This is a genomic window from Pseudomonas sp. LB3P58 (assembly GCF_054897895.1).
This window is the reverse complement of sequence record NZ_JBUBVE010000001.1, coordinates 3,305,595-3,326,822: the sequence shown is the minus strand read 5'-3', so window position 1 is coordinate 3,326,822 and position 21,228 is coordinate 3,305,595. Positions and strand designations below refer to the sequence as shown.

At 61.1% G+C, this 21,228-nt stretch carries 20 protein-coding genes and 1 pseudogene; 6 read left to right on the top strand and 15 right to left on the bottom strand.

Translation table 11 applies throughout. The features are described from left to right. The first annotated feature begins 137 nt into the window (after positions 1–137). A complete protein-coding gene (locus ACYZTZ_RS15370; RefSeq protein ID WP_461998832.1) occupies positions 138–554 on the top strand; it encodes an organic hydroperoxide resistance protein in 417 nt (138 codons plus the stop codon). Between the two features lie 1,043 nt (positions 555–1,597). After that, positions 1,598–2,869 carry an epoxide hydrolase family protein gene (locus ACYZTZ_RS15365; RefSeq protein WP_461998831.1) on the top strand — a complete coding sequence of 424 codons (1,272 nt, stop codon included), beginning with the start codon at positions 1,598–1,600 and terminating at the stop codon, positions 2,867–2,869. A 14-nt stretch (positions 2,870–2,883) separates the two neighbouring features. Here the strand turns inward: ACYZTZ_RS15365 and ACYZTZ_RS15360 are convergent, their stop codons facing one another. Then, entirely contained in the window at positions 2,884–3,672 is a 789-nt protein-coding gene (locus ACYZTZ_RS15360) for an alpha/beta hydrolase (RefSeq protein ID WP_461998830.1), read from the bottom strand. A 202-nt stretch (positions 3,673–3,874) separates the two neighbouring features. On the opposite strand from ACYZTZ_RS15360, the gene ACYZTZ_RS15355 reads away from it, so the two are divergent. Continuing rightward, positions 3,875–4,819 carry an aldo/keto reductase gene (locus ACYZTZ_RS15355; RefSeq protein WP_461998829.1) on the top strand — a complete coding sequence of 315 codons (945 nt, stop codon included), beginning with the start codon at positions 3,875–3,877 and terminating at the stop codon, positions 4,817–4,819. Positions 4,820–4,837: 18 nt separating this feature from the next. Here ACYZTZ_RS15355 and ACYZTZ_RS15350 read toward each other — a convergent pair whose 3' ends face one another. Continuing rightward, positions 4,838–5,518, bottom strand: coding sequence for a glutathione S-transferase family protein (locus ACYZTZ_RS15350; RefSeq protein WP_461998828.1), 681 nt, complete (start codon positions 5,516–5,518; stop codon positions 4,838–4,840). Between the two features lie 148 nt (positions 5,519–5,666). Between ACYZTZ_RS15350 and ACYZTZ_RS15345 the strand changes: the two genes are divergently transcribed. Beyond that, a complete protein-coding gene (locus ACYZTZ_RS15345; protein WP_056745311.1) occupies positions 5,667–6,038 on the top strand; it encodes a nuclear transport factor 2 family protein in 372 nt (123 codons plus the stop codon). 44 nt (positions 6,039–6,082) lie between these two features. On the opposite strand, the gene ACYZTZ_RS15340 is transcribed toward ACYZTZ_RS15345, so the two are convergent. Further along, positions 6,083–7,474, bottom strand: a complete 1,392-nt coding sequence (locus tag ACYZTZ_RS15340; RefSeq protein WP_461998827.1) for an aldehyde dehydrogenase family protein — start codon at positions 7,472–7,474, stop codon at positions 6,083–6,085. Positions 7,475–7,574: 100 nt separating this feature from the next. Here ACYZTZ_RS15340 and ptrR point away from each other — a divergent pair, with 100 nt between their 5' ends. Further along, complete coding sequence (ptrR, locus tag ACYZTZ_RS15335; RefSeq protein WP_461998826.1) at positions 7,575–8,459, top strand: putrescine utilization regulator PtrR; 885 nt, start codon at positions 7,575–7,577, stop codon at positions 8,457–8,459. Between the two features lie 37 nt (positions 8,460–8,496). Here ptrR and ACYZTZ_RS15330 read toward each other — a convergent pair whose 3' ends face one another. The 4 genes and pseudogenes from ACYZTZ_RS15330 to ACYZTZ_RS15315 all read right to left on the bottom strand — a co-directional run bounded on the left by ACYZTZ_RS15330 (position 8,497) and on the right by ACYZTZ_RS15315 (position 10,601). Next, positions 8,497–8,958, bottom strand: a complete 462-nt coding sequence (locus ACYZTZ_RS15330) for a MarR family winged helix-turn-helix transcriptional regulator (protein WP_461998825.1) — start codon at positions 8,956–8,958, stop codon at positions 8,497–8,499. A gap of 133 nt (positions 8,959–9,091) precedes the next feature. Then, positions 9,092–9,532 carry an Ohr family peroxiredoxin gene (locus ACYZTZ_RS15325; RefSeq protein WP_461998824.1) on the bottom strand — a complete coding sequence of 147 codons (441 nt, stop codon included), beginning with the start codon at positions 9,530–9,532 and terminating at the stop codon, positions 9,092–9,094. 109 nt (positions 9,533–9,641) lie between these two features. Then, a pseudogene (locus ACYZTZ_RS15320) lies at positions 9,642–10,084 on the bottom strand (Ohr family peroxiredoxin). Positions 10,085–10,160: 76 nt separating this feature from the next. Beyond that, positions 10,161–10,601: an Ohr family peroxiredoxin gene (locus ACYZTZ_RS15315; RefSeq protein ID WP_056745300.1), complete on the bottom strand. Its 441-nt coding sequence runs from the start codon at positions 10,599–10,601 to the stop codon at positions 10,161–10,163. A gap of 235 nt (positions 10,602–10,836) precedes the next feature. On the opposite strand from ACYZTZ_RS15315, the gene ACYZTZ_RS15310 reads away from it, so the two are divergent. Continuing rightward, positions 10,837–11,844, top strand: a complete 1,008-nt coding sequence (locus ACYZTZ_RS15310) for an Ldh family oxidoreductase (protein ID WP_461998823.1) — start codon at positions 10,837–10,839, stop codon at positions 11,842–11,844. Positions 11,845–11,982: 138 nt separating this feature from the next. Here ACYZTZ_RS15310 and ACYZTZ_RS15305 read toward each other — a convergent pair whose 3' ends face one another. The 8 genes from ACYZTZ_RS15305 to lhpI all read right to left on the bottom strand — a co-directional run bounded on the left by ACYZTZ_RS15305 (position 11,983) and on the right by lhpI (position 21,224). Continuing rightward, a complete protein-coding gene (locus ACYZTZ_RS15305; RefSeq protein ID WP_461998822.1) occupies positions 11,983–13,563 on the bottom strand; it encodes an aldehyde dehydrogenase (NADP(+)) in 1,581 nt (526 codons plus the stop codon). Positions 13,564–13,729: 166 nt separating this feature from the next. Further along, a complete protein-coding gene (abaF, locus tag ACYZTZ_RS15300) occupies positions 13,730–15,127 on the bottom strand; it encodes a fosfomycin efflux MFS transporter AbaF (protein ID WP_461998821.1) in 1,398 nt (465 codons plus the stop codon). Between the two features lie 73 nt (positions 15,128–15,200). Further along, complete coding sequence (locus ACYZTZ_RS15295; protein WP_056745283.1) at positions 15,201–16,118, bottom strand: dihydrodipicolinate synthase family protein; 918 nt, start codon at positions 16,116–16,118, stop codon at positions 15,201–15,203. 138 nt (positions 16,119–16,256) lie between these two features. After that, a complete protein-coding gene (locus tag ACYZTZ_RS15290; protein WP_461998820.1) occupies positions 16,257–17,285 on the bottom strand; it encodes a trans-3-hydroxy-L-proline dehydratase in 1,029 nt (342 codons plus the stop codon). A 126-nt stretch (positions 17,286–17,411) separates the two neighbouring features. Further along, the gene (locus ACYZTZ_RS15285; protein WP_008157200.1) at positions 17,412–18,134 is read right to left on the bottom strand and encodes an amino acid ABC transporter ATP-binding protein; all 723 of its coding nucleotides are present in this window, start codon (positions 18,132–18,134) and stop codon (positions 17,412–17,414) included. Further along, positions 18,127–18,777 (bottom strand): amino acid ABC transporter permease, encoded by a 651-nt coding sequence (locus ACYZTZ_RS15280; RefSeq protein ID WP_008157201.1) that lies wholly within the window; start codon positions 18,775–18,777, stop codon positions 18,127–18,129. The genes ACYZTZ_RS15285 and ACYZTZ_RS15280 overlap by 8 nt, the downstream gene beginning before the upstream one ends. Positions 18,778–18,787: 10 nt before the next feature. Beyond that, a complete protein-coding gene (locus ACYZTZ_RS15275) occupies positions 18,788–19,453 on the bottom strand; it encodes an amino acid ABC transporter permease (RefSeq protein ID WP_008157202.1) in 666 nt (221 codons plus the stop codon). Then, on the bottom strand, positions 19,446–21,224 hold the full coding sequence (gene lhpI, locus ACYZTZ_RS15270) for a cis-3-hydroxy-L-proline dehydratase (RefSeq protein ID WP_461998819.1): 1,779 nt from the start codon (positions 21,222–21,224) through the stop codon (positions 19,446–19,448). The genes ACYZTZ_RS15275 and lhpI overlap by 8 nt, the downstream gene beginning before the upstream one ends. Positions 21,225–21,228: the final 4 nt, after the last annotated feature.

The following is a 21,228-nucleotide window of genomic DNA, read 5'->3' as shown; positions in this document are numbered from 1 at the left end:
ACCGCCATCTATATTGAAAGGTCCAGTCCGCTACAGGTGATGCAAGCGCCCTGACGAGTGGCGAATCCATCAAGCAAGAAGGACTGGTCCACAGAGGGCAATCTTTTCCATCCAGCATTTTCAATCAGGAGCTCATCATGACCCAGATCGAAAAAGTACTGTACACCGCCAAAGTCCACACCACGGGTGGGCGGGACGGCGCATCACGCAGTGATGATGGACGTCTCGAAGTCAAGCTTTCGTCCCCCGGCACCAAGGGCGATGGCACCAATCCGGAACAGTTGTTCGCCACGGGGTGGTCAGCCTGCTTCATCGGTGCGATGCAGGTCGCTGCCGGCAAAATGAAGATCACGCTCCCGCCTGACCTGGCCATTGACGCCGAAGTTGATTTGGGCACCAACGCAGGTGGTTATCTCCTGCAGGCTCGCCTCAACATCAGCCTGCCGGGAATGGACCGCGAAACCGCCCGGGGGCTGGTGGATGAAGGGCACAAACTGTGTCCTTACTCAAAAGCTACGCGGGGCAACATCAACGTCGAAATCAATCTGGTGTGAGCCGTAATGCTGTTCACTTTGGGGTGGGGTACATATCCGTTTCTGCGGTGATGGCTGATTACGGTTTCGCTTTTACAGCGAGTCACTTGGAAAAGCCCCAAGTAACCAAGGGCTCTTGCCCCGCCATTCGGTGCCTCGCCTAGGCTCGGCATACCCACACTCCGGCATTGCTCCGGGGGCCCGCCGCCATCGGCCATCCATGGCCGGGGGCGGCTACCGCGGCATCCTTGCCGCGGTGCCCCCTGCGCAACGCCTGCGTTCGGCCTCTGGGAAAGGGGCAACAGATCAAAATCAAAAGCCACGACCACAGCCACAGCGAGATCAAAAGATCGCAGCCTCGTTTCACTCGACAGCTCCTACCGGGGGGAAGGGTGTACGCACGCTCCTCACCAATCAACAGGCCGAGCGTTAGCTCGCCTGCAGCTTTTGATCTTGATGCACCGCGCCCTCGAGAGGCCGAGCGGAGGTTCTGCGCAGTGGGCAACCCGGCATGGATGCCGGGTTAGCCGCCCCCGGCCATGGATGGCCGATGGCGGCGGGCCCACGGAGCAGGACCGGAGCGAGGGCATGCCGAGCCTAGGCGAGGCACCGAACGACAGGGGCATGAGCGCTTTGGTTACTTTCGCGCTTTTCGAAAGTGACTCGCTGTAAAAGCGAAACCGCTAGCCGCCGTTACCGCAGAAACGGATATGTACCCCAACCTTAAGTGAACAGCATAATGGTCTGAGCCGGACCTGTTACGCAGCCAATGGCAAGGAAGCACCCAAGGAACTGTTCACGCGCCTCAGCAAAGCCCGCGCCTGAGTCGACATCGTCACCGATCGCCCTCCCTGCGCCCAGCCGGAAGGGCGTTTTGCTGTCTGGAACGCGGCAAGCGTTCAGCGTTCAAACATGAATGACCGGTGTCAGGTTGTGTGAAAACGTCCGGGATTGACTAACCTTCTGACGTCGAGATCGTAAAGGGCGCCTTGCACCGCCCGACCTCCGCCCACGCTATTCTCACCATGGACGGACTCATCGTATCCCTCAGCTGAGGTATGAAGATGAAGCACACATTCGCGGTCGCTATAGCGGCCCTCGCGCTTTGCGTCTCGGCCCTCGCCAGCGCCGCTCCCGCCGCCGATCCCAAGGACATTCGACCCTTCCACGTCAATGTTGCGGACAAGGACCTCACCGATCTGCGCAACCGTATAGCAGCGACCCGCTGGCCGGACAAAGAGACCGTTTCCGATCAATCACAGGGCGCACAGCTGGAACAATTACAGGAACTGGTTCGCTACTGGGGCACGAGCTACGACTGGCGCAAGGCCGAAGCGCAGCTCAATACTCTGGCGCAGTACGTGACCACCCTCGACGGGGTCAATATCCACTTTATCTGGGTGCGCTCCCCCCACCCGAACGCTTTGCCGATGATCATGACCCACGGTTGGCCAGGTTCCGTGTTCGAGTTCATCAAGGTCGTCGGTCCGCTCACCGATCCGCCTGCACACGGGGGCAATGCGGCAGATGCTTTCGATGTGGTGATTCCGTCCATTCCTGGCTACGGCTTCTCCGGCAAGCCGAGTGGTATCGGTTGGGATCCGGACCACATCGCGCGGGTCTGGGCGCAGCTGATGCAGCGCCTTGAATACACTCACTACGTCGCCCAGGGTGGCGACTGGGGCGCCCCCATTACCAGCGCGATGGCGCGTCAGGCGCCGGCCGGGTTGCGCGGTATTCACCTTAACCTGCCCGCCACGATACCGGCGGAAGCGAGCGCGGCGCTTGCTGTCGGCGGACCGGCGCCAGCGGGATTTTCCGAGAAGGAACGCGCGACCTATGACGCCGTCGCCACGCTCGTCAAACAGGGGAACCTGGCGTACAGCACGATGATGGCCGCGCGACCGCAGATGATCGGTTACGGCGCGACGGATTCACCGGCCTTCCTCGCCGCGCTCATGCTCGTGCATCCAGGCTTTGCCCGGTGGACATACGGCGCCGACCCCCAACAGTCGCCGACCAAGGATGAAGTGCTGGACGACATCACCCTCTACTGGCTGACGAATAGCGCCGCTTCGGCAGCAAGGCTCTATTGGGAGAACATGGGGCGAAGCCCTCTTTCTTCGGCGGCACAGAAGACCACCGAGATTTCGCTGCCGGTGGCCGTCACGGTGTTTCCAGAGGATGTCTACTGCCCGCCAGAAACATGGGCAAGGCGCGCTTATAGCAACCTGATCTACTTCCACCAGGCCGACAAGGGCGGCCACTTCGCGGCCTGGGAACAGCCGCAGCTTTTTACCGAGGAGCTTCGCACGGCGTTCCGGTCGCTGCGCTAGTCGAACACTGCCACTTACAAACCATCGCCCAACACCTTGAGGTACTCGGGACTCTCGGATATCGAGTTGTGCCCTGTACCCGGTATGACCTTCAGCGACGCCACCCCGTCGGCGAAATGCGTGAAGAGCCGCTCGGTGCTGGAACGCGGTATCACTTCGTCGTGCTCAGCGGCGATCAACAGCGTCGGCACCGTGATGTGGGCGGCGTACTTCCAGGATTCAAAGGTGTCCTTGAGTAACCACTTCACCGGGAAGATGGGGAACTGCCGGGCGGCGAGTTCTTCAACACTGTTGTAGGGCGTGATCAGCACCAGACGCGCCGCCGGACGTTGGCTGGCGAGGCGCACGGCGACGCCCGAGCCCAGGCTGCGACCGACCACGGTAATGTGTGGATGTGTGGCGTAGACCAGGTCAAACAAAGTCATGGCGTCGCGCGAAATCATCTCCTCGGAAGGCGATCCGGAACTGCCACCGTAGCCTCTGTAGTGCATCAAGTAGAGGGCGTGATCGGCAAAGGCTTCGGAAAACGAAGGCAGGCTCCGGGAGACGTCCTCGGCATTTCCACCGAAATAGATCAACGCATTCGGCCCCTCGTGCGGTCTGACGGATACCAGCACCTGTGCGTCGTCGACCGACAGCGTGATCAGTGTTGCCGATGTACCGACAGCGCGGGGTTGCGGGAAGTAGATGAGGGCGCGCTGAAACACGAACAGCGCAGCGCAGAGCGCCAGATACACAACGGCGATGATGACGACGATTGACCCCAGGATGCGTGGCATTCGGCTAGCTTTAGTGGGCGGCATTGACGGTTCTGGCCTGAAGACGGCTATCGCTTGATCGCTGTCAGAGTGTAGTAGACCGATGGCGCGACGCTGCGGTGCTTGTTGTAGGTGGAACAGGGGCGAATGGTCGCCGGTAGCTATGCTGATGTGGCCAGCCTCGTGCGTCCGACGCGAGAAGTGCGGTGGACCGTGGCTGACAGCAAAAATGTGGAAGGGCAATTCCATGAGCCACACTGATGGGTACACGCGTCGAAAAATACTCACGCTGGCTGCCGGTGCTTCGGCGGTTTTCACCTTCGATCCGGCTTTTGCAGCATCCACGCCGTCGAGCGAAACAGGAGGCAAGAACATGCTGACCCGGGCCATTCCATCCAGCGCCGAACTACTACCGATCGTTGGGCTGGGCACGTATCGCGGTTTTGATGTCGAGCCTTCAAGCCCCGCCTACAAGCAGCTGCCTACTGTATTGCGCGCGTTGTTCGAGAAGGGCGGGAAGGTGATCGACAGTTCGCCGATGTACGGTCGCGCCGAACAGACGACCGGTGAATTGCTGTCGATTCATGAACCGCGCTCGCCGGCCTTTCTGGCCACCAAGGTGTGGACCCGTGGCCGCGAAGAAGGCATCGCGCAGATGGAACAGTCTTTCAAACTGCTGCAGACCGACCGGATCGACCTGATGCAGATTCACAACCTGCTGGACTGGAAAACCCATTTGCCTACGCTGCGCAAATGGAAGGAAGAAGGGCGCATTCGTTACATCGGCATCACCCATTACACGGCGTCGGCGTATGACGAAGTGGAAGCGGTGCTCAAGGCTGAGCCGTTGGACTTTTTGCAGATCAACTATGCCCTGGACGATCGCGGCGTCGAGAAACGCATCCTGCCGCTGTGTCGCGAGCGGGGCGTGGCGGTGATCTGCAATCGGCCCTTCGGCGGCGGTGATTTGCTCACCCGCTTGAAGGACAAACCGTTACCGCGCTGGGCCGCGGATGTGAGGGTCAATAGCTGGGCGCAATTGGCGCTGAAGTTCCTGCTGACGCATTCGGCGGTGACCTGCGTCATCCCCGGCACCGGCAACCCTCGTTACATGGCGGAAAATGCCGGTGCCGGTTTCGGTCCGATGCTGACGGGGGCGCAGCGCGAGCAGTTGATCGACGTGGTCGGGTAGGCGAATGTTCGAGGCCTGTCAGGTGTTGTCCGGCGTCTGGCGAAACCGCTCCGGGATGGCTTCCGCAAATGGATAAAACGAAAACCAGGGCCTGGCTTCGTCAATGACCCGCTGGACGGACGGTCTGTTCATCAGCCTGTCGAAATAGGCTTTCAAGTGACCGTAGTCGTCGGGGAACGGCTCAAGCGTGCTGGCATAGAAAAGTGCCGGGGCCGCGGCGCAATCGGCCAGGCTGAAATCTGCACTGGCCAACCAGATTCTGGAGGCCAACTGGCGGTCGAGCATGCCGTACGCCGTCTGCAGTGTGGAACGTTCTCGGGTCAAATCGCCGTGAGCGTCGCGCAGGCGATCCAACACAATCTGTTGCAGCGGCGTCTGTAGATAGTGGTCGCAGACACGGTCCCACAGACGGACTTCCAGCGCGGTGTCCCAATCGCTGGGAACGAGCGGATGTTCACCCGGATAAAATCGGTCCAGGTATTCGATGATGATCGTGGTTTCCGCCACGTTGCGCTGGCGAGCGTGGTCGCGGATGACCGGGAACTTGCCGAGCGGCCATAGCGCTTGCAGCTCCGCTCTGTCTGCATCGTTCGAAAGATCGATGATCCGCTTCTCGAATTCGACAGCGTTTTCGTAGAGCGCGATAAGCACTTTGTGGCAGAACGACGACAGTGGATGGTAGTAAAGAGTCAGCGACATCTCTCAGCTCCTCGAAAGGCAGGTGACCCCCATCATCATAGTCGCCCGTCCGGGACTGTTAAGCGCGCGGTGCTAGACTTTCAGGGTGGGATGGATGATCGAACAACCTGATCCGGCGGTGCGATGGTGAGAACGCTGGAGGTATGACATGACGACTCAACTGCTGGCTAAAGAACACATCAACGTGGTGGTCCGCAATTATGTAGAAGGCATGGTGTTCGCTGATGAAGCCTTGCTGCGACAGGCCTTTCATCCTTCTTGCCGCATCATAGGCCATTACGAAGAAAAGCTTGAATGGGCATCCCTGGAGGAATTTATCAGCGCGATCAAGGCCGAGGGGCCGGCAGCCAAAGAGGTCAAACCGTTTTGGGAAGTGCTCAGCATCGATGTCACGGGCGATGCCGCCGCGGTAAAAGTCACTGATGACTATCTCGGCATGCGATTTACCGATTATCTGTCGCTACTGAACATCAATTACCGCTGGATGATTGTGAACAAGCTGTATTACCTGAACGAATAGCGCGTGAGCCTGGGAGCCAACGGCTCCCAGGCATCGTGCTTCGATCAGTGCCGATCCAGCCACACCGTCTGGGCATTGCAGAATTCGCGCACGCCGAAATGCGAGAGCTCACGGCCAAACCCGCTTTTCTTCACGCCGCCGAAGGTGACGCGCGGATCGGAGGCGCAATAGCCATTGATAAACACACCACCGGTTTCCAGTTCGTCGGCCATCTGCTCGGCAAGCTCGACGTTGCGTGTGTAAATGGTGGAGGCGAGGCCAAACTCACTGTCATTCGCCAGTGCCAGAGCATGCGCTGCATCGCGCGCGGTGATGATCGAGGCTACCGGGCCAAACAGTTCCTGTTTGAACGAGGTCATCTGGTCGGTGACATCACCGAAGACCGTGGGCTCGTAAAAATTGCCGGCGCCTTCAGCCTTCTTGCCGCCCATCAGCAACGTCGCGCCTTCTTCCAGGGTGTCGCGCACCTGTTGATCCAGTTCATCACGCAGATCAAAGCGGGCCATCGGACCGATGTAAGTGTCGGCGGCCAGTGGATCGCCGACCACCAGTTTTTGCGTGGCTTCGACGAACTTACGCGTGAATTCCTCGACGATGCCTTGCTCGACGATCAAGCGTTTTGCCGCCGCGCAGACTTGCCCGGTGTTCTGGTAGCGGCCAATCACGGCAGCTTTGACCGCTTCGTCGAGGTCGGCATCGTTGAGCACGATGAACGGGTCGGAGCCGCCCAGTTCCAGTACACACTTCTTCAGCGCCGCGCCGGCTTGAGCGCCGATGGCCATGCCGGCTCGCACGCTGCCGGTGAGGGTGACTGCCGCGATGCGGGGATCGGCGATTGCGGTGGAGACGCCGTCCGGCGTGACGTTGATGACCTCGAAGACACCTTCGGGGAAGTCGGCTTGCTTGAAGGCCTCCCGCAACAGATAAGCGCTGCCCATCACGTTGGGCGCATGTTTGAGGACGTAGGTGTTGCCGGCGATCAATGTTGGGACCGCGCCGCGCAGGACCTGCCAGATCGGGAAGTTCCACGGCATTACCGCGAGAATCGGGCCAATCGGGCGGTATTCAATGCGCGCTTTTCCACCTTCAACCAGCGTCGGCTCAGCGCTCAGCATCGCCGGGCCGTGTTCGGCGTACCACTCGCAGAGCTGCGCGCACTTTTCGATTTCGCCGCGCGCCTGAGTGATAGGCTTGCCCATTTCCAGGGTGATCATGTTCGCCATCGCGGCGGCGTTGTTGCGCAATGCCTGCGCCAGGGCGATCAACAACTGCGAGCGTTGATCAACCGGTTTGCTGCGCCAGGCGCGGAACCCGGCAGCGGCACGGGAAAGGGCGGCGTCCAGTGCCGATGCGGATTCGAAAGGGTAGTGGCCGATCTGCTCGCCATTGGCAGGGTTGATCGAAATGGCATGGGTGAGGCTGGAAACTTGAGTCATGGCACCGTCCTGCTAGGTGGGGATGCGCTCAGGTTACGGTGGCGTTTGTTTTCTGGAAACTGAATAATACTGAGCATATCGTTCACGTTTGGAGAATGCCTTGGATCTGGTTCAGCTGGAAATTTTCAAAGCCGTCGCCGAACACGGCAGCATCAGCGCGGCGGCTCAGCACATCCACCGGGTGCCGTCGAACCTGACGACGCGGATCAAGCAGCTGGAGCTGGATCTGGGCGTGGACCTGTTTATCCGCGAGAAGAGCCGCCTGCGCCTGTCGCCAGCCGGCTGGAGTTTCCTCGACTATGCCCGGCGCATCCTCGACCTGGTCCAGGAGGCTCGCGCCACCGTGGCGGGCGAAGAACCGCAGGGATCGTTTCCCCTTGGGTCACTGGAGAGCACCGCTGCGGTGCGCATCCCTGAGCTGTTGGCCGCGTATAACCAGAAGCACGCCAAGGTCGAGCTGGACCTGTCCACCGGACCTTCGGGGACCATGATCGACGGGGTGTTGTCTGGCCGACTGGCGGCAGCGTTTGTCGATGGACCGGTGCTGCACCCGGCATTGGAGGGCGTGCCGGCGTTTGAGGAAGAAATGGTGGTGATCGCACCGCTCAACCATTCCCCCATTCATCGTGCGCGGGATGTTAATGGCGAAAACATCTATGCCTTCCGCTCCAATTGCTCCTACCGCCACCACTTCGAAAGCTGGTTCGCCAAGGACGCGGCGGTGCCCGGCAAGATTTTCGAAATGGAGTCCTATCACGGCATGCTGGCGTGTGTCAGCGCCGGTGCAGGCCTGGCGCTGATGCCCCGCAGCATGCTCAACAGCATGCCCGGATGCACCACCGTGAGCGTCTGGCCGTTATCGGAATCGTTCCGCTATTTGCGCACCTGGCTGGTGTGGCGCCGGGGAACGGTGTCGCAAAGTCTGACCATGTTTGTGCGCTTGCTTGAGGAGCGCGGGGTGGTGCGGGATGAAGTGGCGCGCTAGTTCGCGCGCTTGAGAATGTCCAGATCGGTGTGCCGGCTCATTCCCCGGCTTTCGTCGACTTGATGAGATTGTTGCGCAGTTTCACGACCGCTTTTTGCAGGATCGTGAACTCGTCGAGCGTCAGGCCCGTTGCGTCAGCGAGGCCCATTTCCGGTTGGCTTTCGCGCAGCTGTCGACCGTTCTTCGTCAGGCAGATCCGCACTTGGCGCTCGTCCTCGGGATCGCGCTGCCTTTGCAAAAAGCCCATCGCTTCCAGTTTCTTCAGGATCGGGGTCAGTGTGTTCGATTCCAGAAACAGCTTCTCGCCCAGGCTGCCGACGGTCTGATTGTCTTCCTCCCACAGCGCAACGATGGTGATGTATTGCGTATAGGTCAGCCCAAGCTGCTCGAGTATCGGCTTGTAAGCCTTGCCGAAGGCCAGGTTGGTGGAATAGACCGCAAAACACAGAAAGTCGGAGAGCTTCAGGTCGGCGGGGACGGCGTTGTCGGTGGGTTTCATGTGCATCCTCGTTGGCCAAAGACGGATGGCTCGCAAAAAACGAAATATACCTCGTATGCGATTGTATCGGAACGACTCTAACTGACGGTGGCGACCGGTTCGACGGCGAAAGTCGAACCGGTCGTACGGTGCATCACGCTGTCAGGGCGTTGATGACCACATCGATATTGCCGCGCGTTGCCTTCGAGTACGGGCAGATTTGGTCGGCGGCGTGCGCCAGCTCCTTCGCGACGTCTTGCGTCAAGCCTGGCACGCGAAGAGTCAGCCGGGCCTGGAGGAAGTAGGCCGGACCGGTCTGGCCCAGATCGACCTCAATATCAATGGCCAGATTGGGCGGCAGCGTCACCTTCATATTTTTCGCCGCCAGCTCGACGGCAGCGGTGTAGCAGGCCGACCATGCGCCGGCGAAAAACTGCTCTGCCGTTGGGTGCGGCACAATGGCTGCGAACTCGTGTGCCAGTCTAGGGTTTCCAGGCGACGAGAGCTGGATGGAGAGGCCGCGGGAAGAGTTGTCACCGTCGCTGAACGTCGTGTGGGTTTTGCCTGTGGCCAGGACTTTTTCGATCTTGTTCATGGTTGAGTCCTCAACGTTTTGTTGGGTTTGTGATTCGTATGCGCTTAAAGCGCATACGATATATGTGGCGTATCGACCATGCCGATCGATAGCAACGCCGCGCGGTGCGTCAAGCCGTGAGGACGTTCAGGGCCACGTCAATGTTACCCCGCGTCGCTTTCGAGTACGGGCAGATTTGATCGGCGGTGTGCGCCAGTGTCGTCGCGATGTCGTGGGACAAACCCGGCACGCGCAGGGTCAATCGAGCCTGAAGGAAGTAGGCCGGACCGGTCTGACCCAGATCCACTTCGATGTCGACGGACAGATCCGACGGCAGCACCACGTTCATTTCTCCGGCCACCAGCCCGACGGCGGCGGTGTAGCAGGCCGACCATGCACCGGCGAACAGTTGCTCGGCCGTCGGGTGCGGCTGGGTGGCGGCAAATACGTGGGCTGGCTTGGCGTTGCCAGGGTGATGTCGAGGCTGCCGTCATGGCCGCGCGAGGTAGTGCCAGCGTTGCTGACGGTGGTGTGGGTTTTGCCGGTGGCCAGTACTTTTTCGATCTTGCTCATGATGATTTCCTGAGTTTCTACTGTTTTCGTATGCGCTTATATCGCATACGACATATTTAATGGATTAAAGCGATCTTCACGCCGTCAGGACGTTCACCGCCACGTCGATGTTGCCCAGCGTCGCTTTCGAGTACGGGCAGAGTTCGTGTGCGGCGTGCGCCAGTGCCGTTGCGACGTCGTGTGCCACGCCCGGCAAGCGGACAAAGAATCGAGCCTGAAGGAAGTAAGCCTGACCGGTCTGGCCCAGATCGACCTCGATGTCGACGGACACATCGGCCGGCAGCACCACTTTTTTCGCTTTGGCGATGTGTTCGATGGCGGAGATGTAGCAGGCCGACCATGCACCGGCGAACAGTTGCTCGGCGGTCGGGTGCGCTTGTGTGGCGGCGAACACGTGGGCCGGTTTTGCGTCACCTGGCGACGACAGCTCGATGTCGAGGTTGCCGTGGGCACGGGTCGCATCGCTGAACGTGGTGTGGGTTTTGCCTGTGACCAGTACTTTTTCGATCTTGCTCATGGAATGAATCCTCAACGTTTCAATAGGTGGCTTGTCTATCGTATACGTTTGTATCGTATGCGATTGAAATAATACTCGCGCAGAGCTCAATCGGTGTCAAGGGGTGGTGTGGCGTCCAGCTGACGAATGGTCGGGCTGCCGGGATATGCCGAATTCGTCGTCGACCGGGCCTAAAGCGATCAAGCCGTGGCTTCGGGAATGGGCCAGTCTGGGCAGTCTGTCCAAGGAGTTGATGATGAAACGACTGTCCCTGGCCGAAGCTCGCGAGCTGGCCGAATCGATCTTGTTGCACAACGGTTTCAACCTTGCCCACGCTCAGGCGGTGGCCGCCACGGTGATTGCCGGCGAGCGCGATGGCTGTGCCTCCCACGGTTTGTATCGGGTATTGGGGTGCGTAAATTCGCTTAGGGCCGGCAAGGTGGTAGCCGATGCCGGGCCACGGGTAATCGACCAGGCACCTTCGATCGTGCGGGTCGATGCGGCGGGTGGTTTTTCACAGTTGGCGTTTCAGGCGGGTCTGCCATTACTGGAGGAGAAAACCCGGGCAAACGGGATTGCGGCTCTGGCGATCAATCGCTGTGTGCATTTTTCCGCCCTGTGGGTCGAGATCGAGCAACTGACCGCTGCCGGCCTGGTGGCGCTGGCCTGTAATCCCAGCCATGCCTGGGTCGCACCGGCGGGAGGCAGTCAACCAGTGTTCGGCACCAATCCCATCGCATTCGGCTGGCCGCGTTCGGGCAAGGATCCGTTTGTGTTCGACTTCGCCACCAGTGCGATTGCCCGTGGCGAGATCGAGTTGCATCGACGCGCCGGAAAAGCGATTCCCGAAGGCTGGGGCGTCGATGCAGACGGGCAGCCGAGTACCGATGCGAACGTGGTGCTCGATGCCGGCGCGATGCTGACGTTCGGCGGGCACAAGGGCTCGGCGCTGGCCGCTATGGTGGAGTTAATCGCCGGGCCGTTGATTGGTGACCTGACCAGTGCCGAATCGCTGGCCTACGACGCGGGCAGCAAGTCGTCGCCGTACCACGGCGAGTTGATCATCGCCCTCGATCCGCGGCGCTTTCTCGGCGAGGCCACCGAGCAGCACCTGGCCCGTGCCGAAGTCATGTTCCAGAGCATACAAGGGCAGGGCGCACGCTTGCCGTCGCAACGGCGTTACGAGGCGCGAGCGCGCAGTCTGGTGGAGGGCGTGCAGATTCCCGAAGCGTTGTACAACGACTTGAAGGCACTTCTGGGCTGAAGAAACGGGGGGCGCCCAACCCTGTGGGAGCGGGCTTGCTCGCGAAGGGGCCATAACATTCAACATTTCTGTCGACTGTTACACCGCTTTCGCGAGCAAGCCCGCTCCCACAGGAGGTCGTTGCTCAATTGAGTGTTCTTAAACCGGTTCGCGGTGGCTGTTGCCATCGACCAGACGGGCGATGCCCAGCGGATTGGCGTTTTTCAGCGCCTCGGGCAAGAGCGCATCCGGGCAGTTCTGGTAGCACACCGGGCGCAGGAAACGCTCGATGGCCAGGCTGCCGACCGAGGTCCCACGGGCATCGGAGGTGGCCGGGTAGGGACCGCCATGCACCATCGCATCACAGACTTCCACGCCGGTCGGGTAACCGTTGAACAGTACCCGGCCGACTTTCTGTTCGAGCAGCGGCAGCAGTTCGCTATGGGTTTGCAGATCACCGGCTTCGGCAATCAGGGTGGCCGTGAGTTGACCGTGCAAACTCTGCAACGCCCGTTGCAGTTCGGCCTTGTCGGCCACTTCCACCAACACGGTAGTCGGGCCGAAAACTTCTTCCTGCAACAGAGGATCGCCGTTGAGCAGCAGGCTGACGTCGGCCTTGAACAGCTGCGGCTGGGCCTGCTTGCCCTGTTGTTCGCGGCCAGCCAAGTGGCTGATGTGCGGATGCGCGTGCAGCGCCTGCACGCCCTTGGCGTAGCTGGCTAACGTGCCGGCGTTGAGCATGGTCTGCCCCGGCTGGTCGGCCATGATCGCACTGAGCGATTCAACAAATGCGCTGAACTCGGGGGAGTGAATACCTATCACCAATCCCGGGTTGGTGCAGAACTGGCCGCAGCCGAGCACCACTGACGCGGCGAGTTCGCTGGCGATTTTATCGCCGCGCAGTTGCAGGGCTTCGGGCAACACCAGTACCGGATTGATGCTGCTCATTTCGGCGAACACCGGAATCGGCTGAGGCCGTGCGGCAGCCATGTCGCAGAGGGCGCGACCACCCTTGAGCGAACCGGTGAAGCCGACCGCCTGGATCGCCGGATGCTTGACCAGTGCTTCGCCGACACCCGCGCCGTAGATCATGTTGAACACGCCTTTGGGCATGCCGGTTTGCTCAGCGGCGCGGAGGACTGCATCGGCCACGAGTTCGGCAGTTGCCATATGCCCACTGTGGGCCTTGAACACCACCGGGCAACCGGCGGCCAGGGCGGCAGCGGTGTCGCCACCGGCGGTGGAGAACGCCAACGGGAAATTGCTCGCGCCGAACACCGCGACCGGGCCGACGCCAATCCGGTACTGACGCAGATCCACCCGTGGCAGCGGCTGACGCTCGGGCAAGGCGCGATCGATGCGCGCGCCATAGAAATCGCCACGGCGCAGGACCTGCGCGAACAGGCGCATCTGGCCGCTGGTACGGCCGCGCTCACCTTGAATACGCCCGGTCGGCAGTGCCGTCTCGCGGGTGACCAGGGCAACGAACTCATCGCCTAGCGCATCCAGTTGCGTGGCGATGGCCTCGAGAAACTCCGCGCGACGGCTCGCCGGCAGATTGCGAAAGGTCGGGTAGGCGGCAGCCGCTGCCTGGGCGGCGGCGTCGACTTCCTCAATAGTGGCTTGCGTGAACTCGTAGGGCAGCGCTTCACCGGTGCTGGCGTCATGGCTTTGCACGGTGATGTTGCCAGCGGCACTGCGCGCACCGCCGATGTAGTTGTGGCCGATGATGTGGGGCATGAAAAACTCCTGTCGGAAAAGGGGGCTCAGGCAAGTCTTTTTCTGTTTGCCGGATCGCCAAGATCGCAGCCTGCGGCAGCTCCTACACAAGCTGCGTACACCCAATAATTCGTGGATATGCGCGATCCCTGTAGGAGCTGCCGCAGGCTGCGATCTTTTGGCGGCTTCAAGCCAACGAATCGCTCCGGCGAGGGATGGCGGGTTCGGCAGTGCCCAAGGCAGCGATCCGCGCAGCGGATTCGGCGTCCACCATATGCAGCGACTTACCACGGGTTTCTCGAGTCAGGCCGACGGCGACAATAGAGATCAGCGCAGCGCCGACCAGGTACCAGGCGATCGGTGTCGAGCTGTGGTACTTGTTGAGCAGGGTGAGGGCAATCAGCGGCGCCAACGAGCCGGCGAAGATCGGTGCCACCTGGTAGCACAGGGACAACGCGGTGTAACGCACGTGGGTCGGGAACATTTCGGCCATCAGCGCCGAGTAAGGCGCGTAGGTCATCGACTCGATCGCCAGGCCCAGGGTGATTGCCCCGATGATCAGCCAGTTGTTGCCGGTGTCCATCATCGGGAAGCCGATGAAGCCCCAGAACGCGGTGAGGATTGCGCCCGTCAGGTACACCGGTTTGCGCCCGACCAGGTCGGACAGATACCCCATCAGCGGGATCATGAAGAAATGCAGCAAGTGTGCGCCAAACATCAGAAACAGAATCTCTGAAGTGTCCTTGTGCACCACCAGTTTCAGGTAGGTAATCGAAAAGGTTACGACGGTGTAGTAGAGAATGTTCTCGGCAAACCGCGCGCCGATACCGACCAGCACTGCACGCCAGTGATGACGCAGCACTTCGACCACGCCCAGCTGTTGTTGCTTGTTTTGCGCCTGACGGGCCTGGGCTTCCTTGAAGATCGGCGCGTCATCGACGCTGGTGCGAATCCAGTAGCCGATCAGCACCACCACCGCCGAGAACCAGAACGCCACACGCCAGCCCCACGCGAGAAATTGCTCCTCCGACAGGTTCGACGACAACAGCAGCAACGCGACGGTCGCCACCAGGTTACCGGCCGGCACGCCGGCTTGCGGCCAACTGGCCCAGAAGCCTCGGCGATTGTCCGGGCAGTGTTCGGACACCAGCAGAATCGCACCGCCCCATTCACCACCGAAGGCGAAACCCTGGATCAGCCGCAGCAGCACCAGTAACACGGGCGCGGCGTAGCCGATCTGGTCGAAACCGGGCAGGCAACCCATCAGGAACGTGGTGATACCGACCACCACCAGGCTCAATTGCAGCAGGCGTTTGCGGCCGAACTTGTCACCGTAGTGACCGAACACCAAACCACCCAATGGGCGGGCGAGGAAGCCGACGGCATACAGGGCGAAGGCGGCGAGGATGCCATCGATCGGGCTGTCGGTCTGGCGAAAAAACAGCTGGCCGAAGACCAGTGCCGAAGCGGTGCCGTAGAGGAAAAATTCATACCATTCGGCGACGGTGCCGGCCATGGCGGCGGCCACGACACGCTTGAGTCCCGAAGGTGAGGTCGCGCGGGCGGTGCTGTGAGGATTGGGCATGCTGACGTTTCCTGTAGAGGCGCAAAAAGCAGGCAGCCGGGCCGGGGCCGCAAGGGACCCGCCCGGCAATCACTCAGAGACCGACGTCTGGCAGTTCCGGACGGTTGGCCAGGGCCTTGGCCATGATCTGCTCGACGAAAACCCGATCGGCTTCCGGCAGGGCCAGGCGTGGCGGACGGGTCAGGGCGCTGCCGCGACCGGCGATGGCTTCGCACAGCTTGATGCACTGCACCAGGTCGGCACGGGCGTCGAGGTGCAGGATCGGCATCAGCCATTCGTAGATCGGCATGGCTTCGGCGAAGCGACCGGCCTTGGCCAGGCGGAAGATGGTTTCGCCTTCTTTCGGGAACACGTTGGACATGCCCGAGACCCAGCCTTCGGCACCCACGGCGATGCTTTCCAGCACCACGTCATCGAGGCCGGCGAACAGCACAAAACGGTCGCCGACTTCATTGCGCACGTCGATGAAACGACGGGTGTCGCCGGAGGAATCCTTGAAGCACACCACGTTGTCGCAGTCGGCCAGGGAAATCAGGATGTCCGGGGTGACGTCGTTTTTGTAGATCGGTGGGTTGTTGTAAACCATCAACGGTACGTCGGCGTTCTTGGCCACGTAGCGGTAGTGCTCGGCGGTCTCGAACGGCTTGGAGCCGTAGACCAGCGCCGGCATCAGCATGACCCCGTCGACACCCACCCGGCGCACGGCGTTGGCGACTTTGGCCGCTTGAATGCTGGTGAATTCGGCCACACCGCAGATCACCGGCACGCGGCCGCGGGAAGCGTCGACCGCGACTTCGGTCACGGCGATTTTTTCTTCGGCGGTCAGCGAGGTGTTTTCCCCCACCGAACCGCACACCACCAGGCCCGACACGCCGTCACGGATCACGTTGGAAATCACCTGGTGGGTTTTTTCCAGGTTGATGGTGAAGTCGTCGTTGAATTGAGTGGTCACCGCGGGGAAGACGCCACTCCAGTTAATGCGCTTGCTCATTGTTGCCTCCGGTTCAGTTATTGTATTTCGTATACGATATTGCATGTGAAAAGACTCGGCCAGTGCTTTTTTCAGTTACGAGGGGTTTTTTACTAGCCGTTTGTCAGAGTTTTTTGGTGAGGGTTTGTAAGGCTGTGTTCAGGCCCCAGGCCAGGTGTCAGACAGTCGATAGCCTTGTGGCCACGGATCGCTTGGATCGAGCAGCAATTGATGAGTGCCGGTGATCCAGGCCCGGCCGGAAATGCACGGGTAAATTGCCGGGCGTCCGGCCACTTCCGTCAGCGAATCGATGCGGCAGTGGAACTCGGAACCGATGATCGAACGGCCGATAAATCGCTCACCGACCTGCATCAATCCCTTGGCCTGCAACACGGCCATGCGCGCCGAGCAGCCGGTGCCGGTCGGTGAACGATCAATCTTGCCGGGTTGAATCACCACCGCGTTGGCGCCGGTGGCGATGCCATTTTCATAGACGAGGGGAGCCGCGATCTGGCAGAAGGAAATGTGCGACCACTCGGGGTTCAGCGGATGGACAAATCCCAGTTGCTCATTGGCCGCGCGGGTGATTTTCAGCCCGACCTCGACCAGCTCCACCGCTTCATCAGGACGAATGGAAAAGCCCAGGCGTTTGGCGTCGGCGATCACAAAACTGTCGCCGCCGTACGCGGTGTCGACCTGCAATGAGCCGACGCCTTCGACTTCGATCCAGGCGTCGAGGCGGTCAGCGAAGGAGGGCACGTTCTTGATTTCCACCCGTTCGACCTTGCCGTCACGGCAGTCGGCCACCGCCTCGATCAGCCCGCCCGGCGCTTCGAGCACCAGTCGGGTTTGCGGTTCGGTCATCGGCAGGATGCCGCTGTCGAGCAACACGGTGGCCACGCACAGCGAGTTGGAGCCGGACATCGGCGGTGTGTCGGCCGGTTCCATGATGATCCAGGCCATCTGCGCCCGAGGATCCTTGGCCGGCACCAGCAGGTTGACGTGGCGGAACACGCCGCCGCGCGGCTCGTTGAGCACGAAGTTGCGCAGGGTCTGATCCTTGGCAATCCAGCGCGACTGTTCCCACACGGTGGCCCCGGGCGGTGGCGCGACGCCGCCGACGATCACATCGCCGACTTCGCCTTCGGCGTGGCAGCTGACTACATGAATCACTTTCGATGAACGCATTGTCTGCTCCTTGTGTAGTCTGTTAGGGCCTCATCGCGAGCAGGCTCACTCCCACATTCAATTGCATTTCTTCTGGAAGAACTCGGTCAAATGTGGGAGTGAGCCTGCTCGCGATGGGGCCATTAGTTATTTCACCGATTTCAGAAAGGCCGCAGTTTCCGCATGCACCGGGTTGCCAATGACTTGGTCGGGCGAACCAATCTCATGCACCAAACCATTGCGAAAGAACGCCACACGGTCGGACACATCGCGGGCAAAGCGGATTTCATGAGTCACCAGAACCATGGTCATGCCGTCTTCAGCGAGCATGCGCATGGTGTCCAGCACCTCGCCTACCAACTGCGGATCGAGGGCCGAAGTGGCTTCGTCGAACAGCATGTAGTCCGGCGACATGGCCAGGGCGCGGGCGATCGCCATGCGCTGTTGCTGGCCGCCGGAGAGCTTGCCGGGAAAGGCCTTGAGCTTGTCGCCCAGGCCGACGTGAGTCAGTTGCTTGACCGCCAGTTCCTCGGCTTCGGCCTTGCTCTTGCCCAGCACTTTGCGCGGCGCCAGCATCACGTTTTCCAGCACGGTCAGGTGCGGGAACGCGTTCCATTGCTGGAAGACGATGCCGATCTTCTGTCGCAGACGGTTGAGGTCAGTGGCGCTGTGATGGACCTCGACACCGTCGACCCGAATGTTGCCTTTCTGGATCGGCTCCAGGCCGTTGATGCACATCAGCAGGGTCGATTTGCCCGAGCCGGAGCCGCCGATGATCGACACCACCTCGCCCTTGTTCACCGTCAGGTTGACGCCCTTGACCACTTCGAGGTTGCCGAAGGATTTGTGTACGTTGTCGATCTCAATCATTTTCTTGCCACCTTCTTTCCAGACGAGCGCCGAGGCGAGCGACCACCAGGCTCATGACGTAGTAGATGAGGCCCGCGATGCACAGCACCAGCAGCGGTTCCTGAATGCGGGTCACGATGGTTTGCGAGGCGCGCAGCAGTTCGACGATGCCGATCCACATCACCAGCGCGGTGTCTTTCATCACGCTGAGCACCAGGTTCAGCCAGCCGGGAAAGGCTACCCGCGTGGCCATCGGCAGGACGATCCAGCGCAGGTCCTGCAGGAAACTCAGGCCCAGCGAGCGACTGGCCCGGCGCACAGTGAACGGCACCGACAGCACGCCGCTGCGCACGATTTCGGTGAAGTACGCGGCGGCGTAGACCCCGAGCACAATGCAACCAACGCTGAAGGCGCTGATGTTCAAACCAACGATGCTTTTCAGCGAGTTGAACAACACAAACTGGATCAGCAACGGCACGCTGCGAAACACGTCCAGCACCCACGCCAGCGGCAGGCTCGCACGCGGCAACAGCGCCCGCAGCAAGCCGAACAACAGCCCGGCGAAAGAGCCGAGGATGATCGACCAGAACGTGAGTTTCAGAGTGACCCAGGCGCCATCAAGCAAGAACAACAGGTCATTCCAGGAAAAGCTGGTAGTCAACATGGTCACCTCCTCAGTAGCGGAACAGCCGCCAGGCCATCAGCCGGGCGACGGCGACGATCGCCTTGGCAATCAGGTAATACAACGCCGCTGCGATGGCGAAGTATTCGAAGGTGCGGAACGTCTTGACGTTGTAGTCCTGGGTCACGCCAGTGAGGTCATTGTTCAGCCCGACGATCACCCCCAGCGACGTCATCAAGACCGCCCAGACCATCTGGTTACTCAACGGGTAGAACACGATCCGCAGCAGCTGCGGGACGATGATCATCCGATAAGCCTGAAAGGCACTCATGCCCAGCGAGCGCGCGGCGCGAACTTGCGTGCCCGGCACAGCCTTGAGGCCACCGCGAAAGTTTTCCGCCAGGTAGCCGGCGTTGTTGAAGGTGATCCCGGCCAGCAGTGCGAACCATGAGCTGACATGCAAATCCAGCGAGCCGAGGCCGAAGTAGAGGACGTAGATCTGGAACAGCGACGGGGTGTTGCGGGCGATCGACACCCAGCCGTTGCCGATGCCGCGCAACAACGGTTGTTTGGTTTCACGCATCACCGTCAGGGCCAGGGCGATCAGCACGCCGAAGATCATCGACAGCGCGGCGGTCTCGAAGGTGACCCAGGCACCGGCGAGCATGTCCGGCAGGGCGCGCAGGGTCGCGCGCCATTGGAAGGTGTAATCAAACATGCGCGTGGCTCTCCAGAGAGGCGGCCGATTGCAGCCAGGCCGGCAAACGACCACTGGCCGTGGCGCTGCAGGCGGCGTCGACACATTCGGCGAGGTTGGCGAAGTGCACCTTGCGGCCCACCAGGCCGGGTGCGTAATGGGCGTACTTGCCCGAATTGGTCATCAAGGTTTTGGCGGCCAGCGGGATCACCGGCTCGCCGAGCATGCACCAGCAGGTGTCGGTGACCAGGGTCGCGCCGAAGGCTTCGATCACGGCGATATGTCCGGCCTCGCGGGCCTGCTCCAGCACCGCACGACCGCAGGTGATGGCGAGCACCACCTCGGGGTGTTTGTGCCGACCCCGACACAGCCGCGCCAGATGCGCGAATTCGCTAAGAGAGAAATGCGGGTTGCCCAGCGAGACCACATCCACCCGGTTGTCGCGGGCGCTGTTGAGCTTGCGCCAGCTGAGCAGCAAATCCTTCAGGCGGATTTTTTCCGCCGGCACATCGGCATCCGCCTCCAGCACCTGCGTCGGGTCGAGTGCTTCCGGGGTCACCCCGGCGATATGGAACAGCGGCGCGGCGGAGGTGGTGGCGAAAGCGGCGCCGAAGGCTTTCAGGTCATTCAGGCTCGGCTTGCTCTGTTCCAGTCCCAGCACCAGCGGAATCCGGCTGCCGGCCAGGGCACCGATGTGGTAACCGAGCAACGGGTAGAAGGCATCGTCCAACTCGCGCAAAACCGGTAATTCGATTTGCAGTTTCGCTTTACGCTGCGCGTCCAGATGGCAGCCGATTAGGGGCGCGCGGCCGGTCAGGGCGATGCAGATATCCAGGTAGTCCGGGTATTTCAGGGTGCGTGCGCCGAGCACGCTGTTGGCATAGACCACGGCGTTGGATTCGGCCCAGACGATTTGCTCGCCGGCCTTCGGCGCGCTGTCGAGCAGGTAAGGTGCGCAGGTGAAACTCAGCTGTGCACCCATCGCCATGTAGGCATCGCCCAAAGCACTGGCCGGCACACCGAGTGCCGGATCAATGCCCAACTCGCGCCAACGGCGCTGGTCGACGGAAATCGAATTGAGGGTGGTCGGCACCCGTACGTTTGCTCCCCACTGCACCAGTTGTTCAGCAAATCGCAGGCTCGCAGGTCCGGTATAAATGCAGCCGTCGATGTGTGCCTGGGTGACGTCTACCAGGTTGCGGGCGCCTTGCAGTTCAGCCATGCGCAGGACGATCTGCATCGCCACTTGCGTGGCTTTGCCATGCTCGCCGTCGAGTAGCGCCTGATCGTGTTCGGTGAGTTCGATAGCGGTGCTTTTTTCTGCTGTCTGCAACGGACTGTCGGGTGCCTGCCAGGCATCGCCCGGCAGGTGTTCGAACACGGTCACCGTTGATGCTTCGACCCGAGCAAAGGCCTTGCCGCGCAAGGCGGCGAAGGCCTCCCGACCGATGCACAGCACCGGCAGGGAACGCTCGAAAATGGTCTGTGCCACAAGCACGCCCAGGGTCAGGATCTCATCGGGTTCGGCCAGCACCAGTGCGGCCGGTGCATGACCGTTGCTGATCAGTTCCATCAGAACACTGCTGCCGGTGCACGAACCGCGGCCGCTGGGAATCGCCAGCACCCGGCCGGCCAGATGTTCGCCGCTGAGCGGGTGGTGACGGTCGATGACCTCGCTGCTGTACGGATCGACCCCACCCCAGAAACTCAGCCCGACATCGGCAAACAGCAGGGCGCCTTGTGCGGCGCCGGCGACCAGGCTGCGACCGGTCAGAGAGGTTGACCTAGGCATGCCG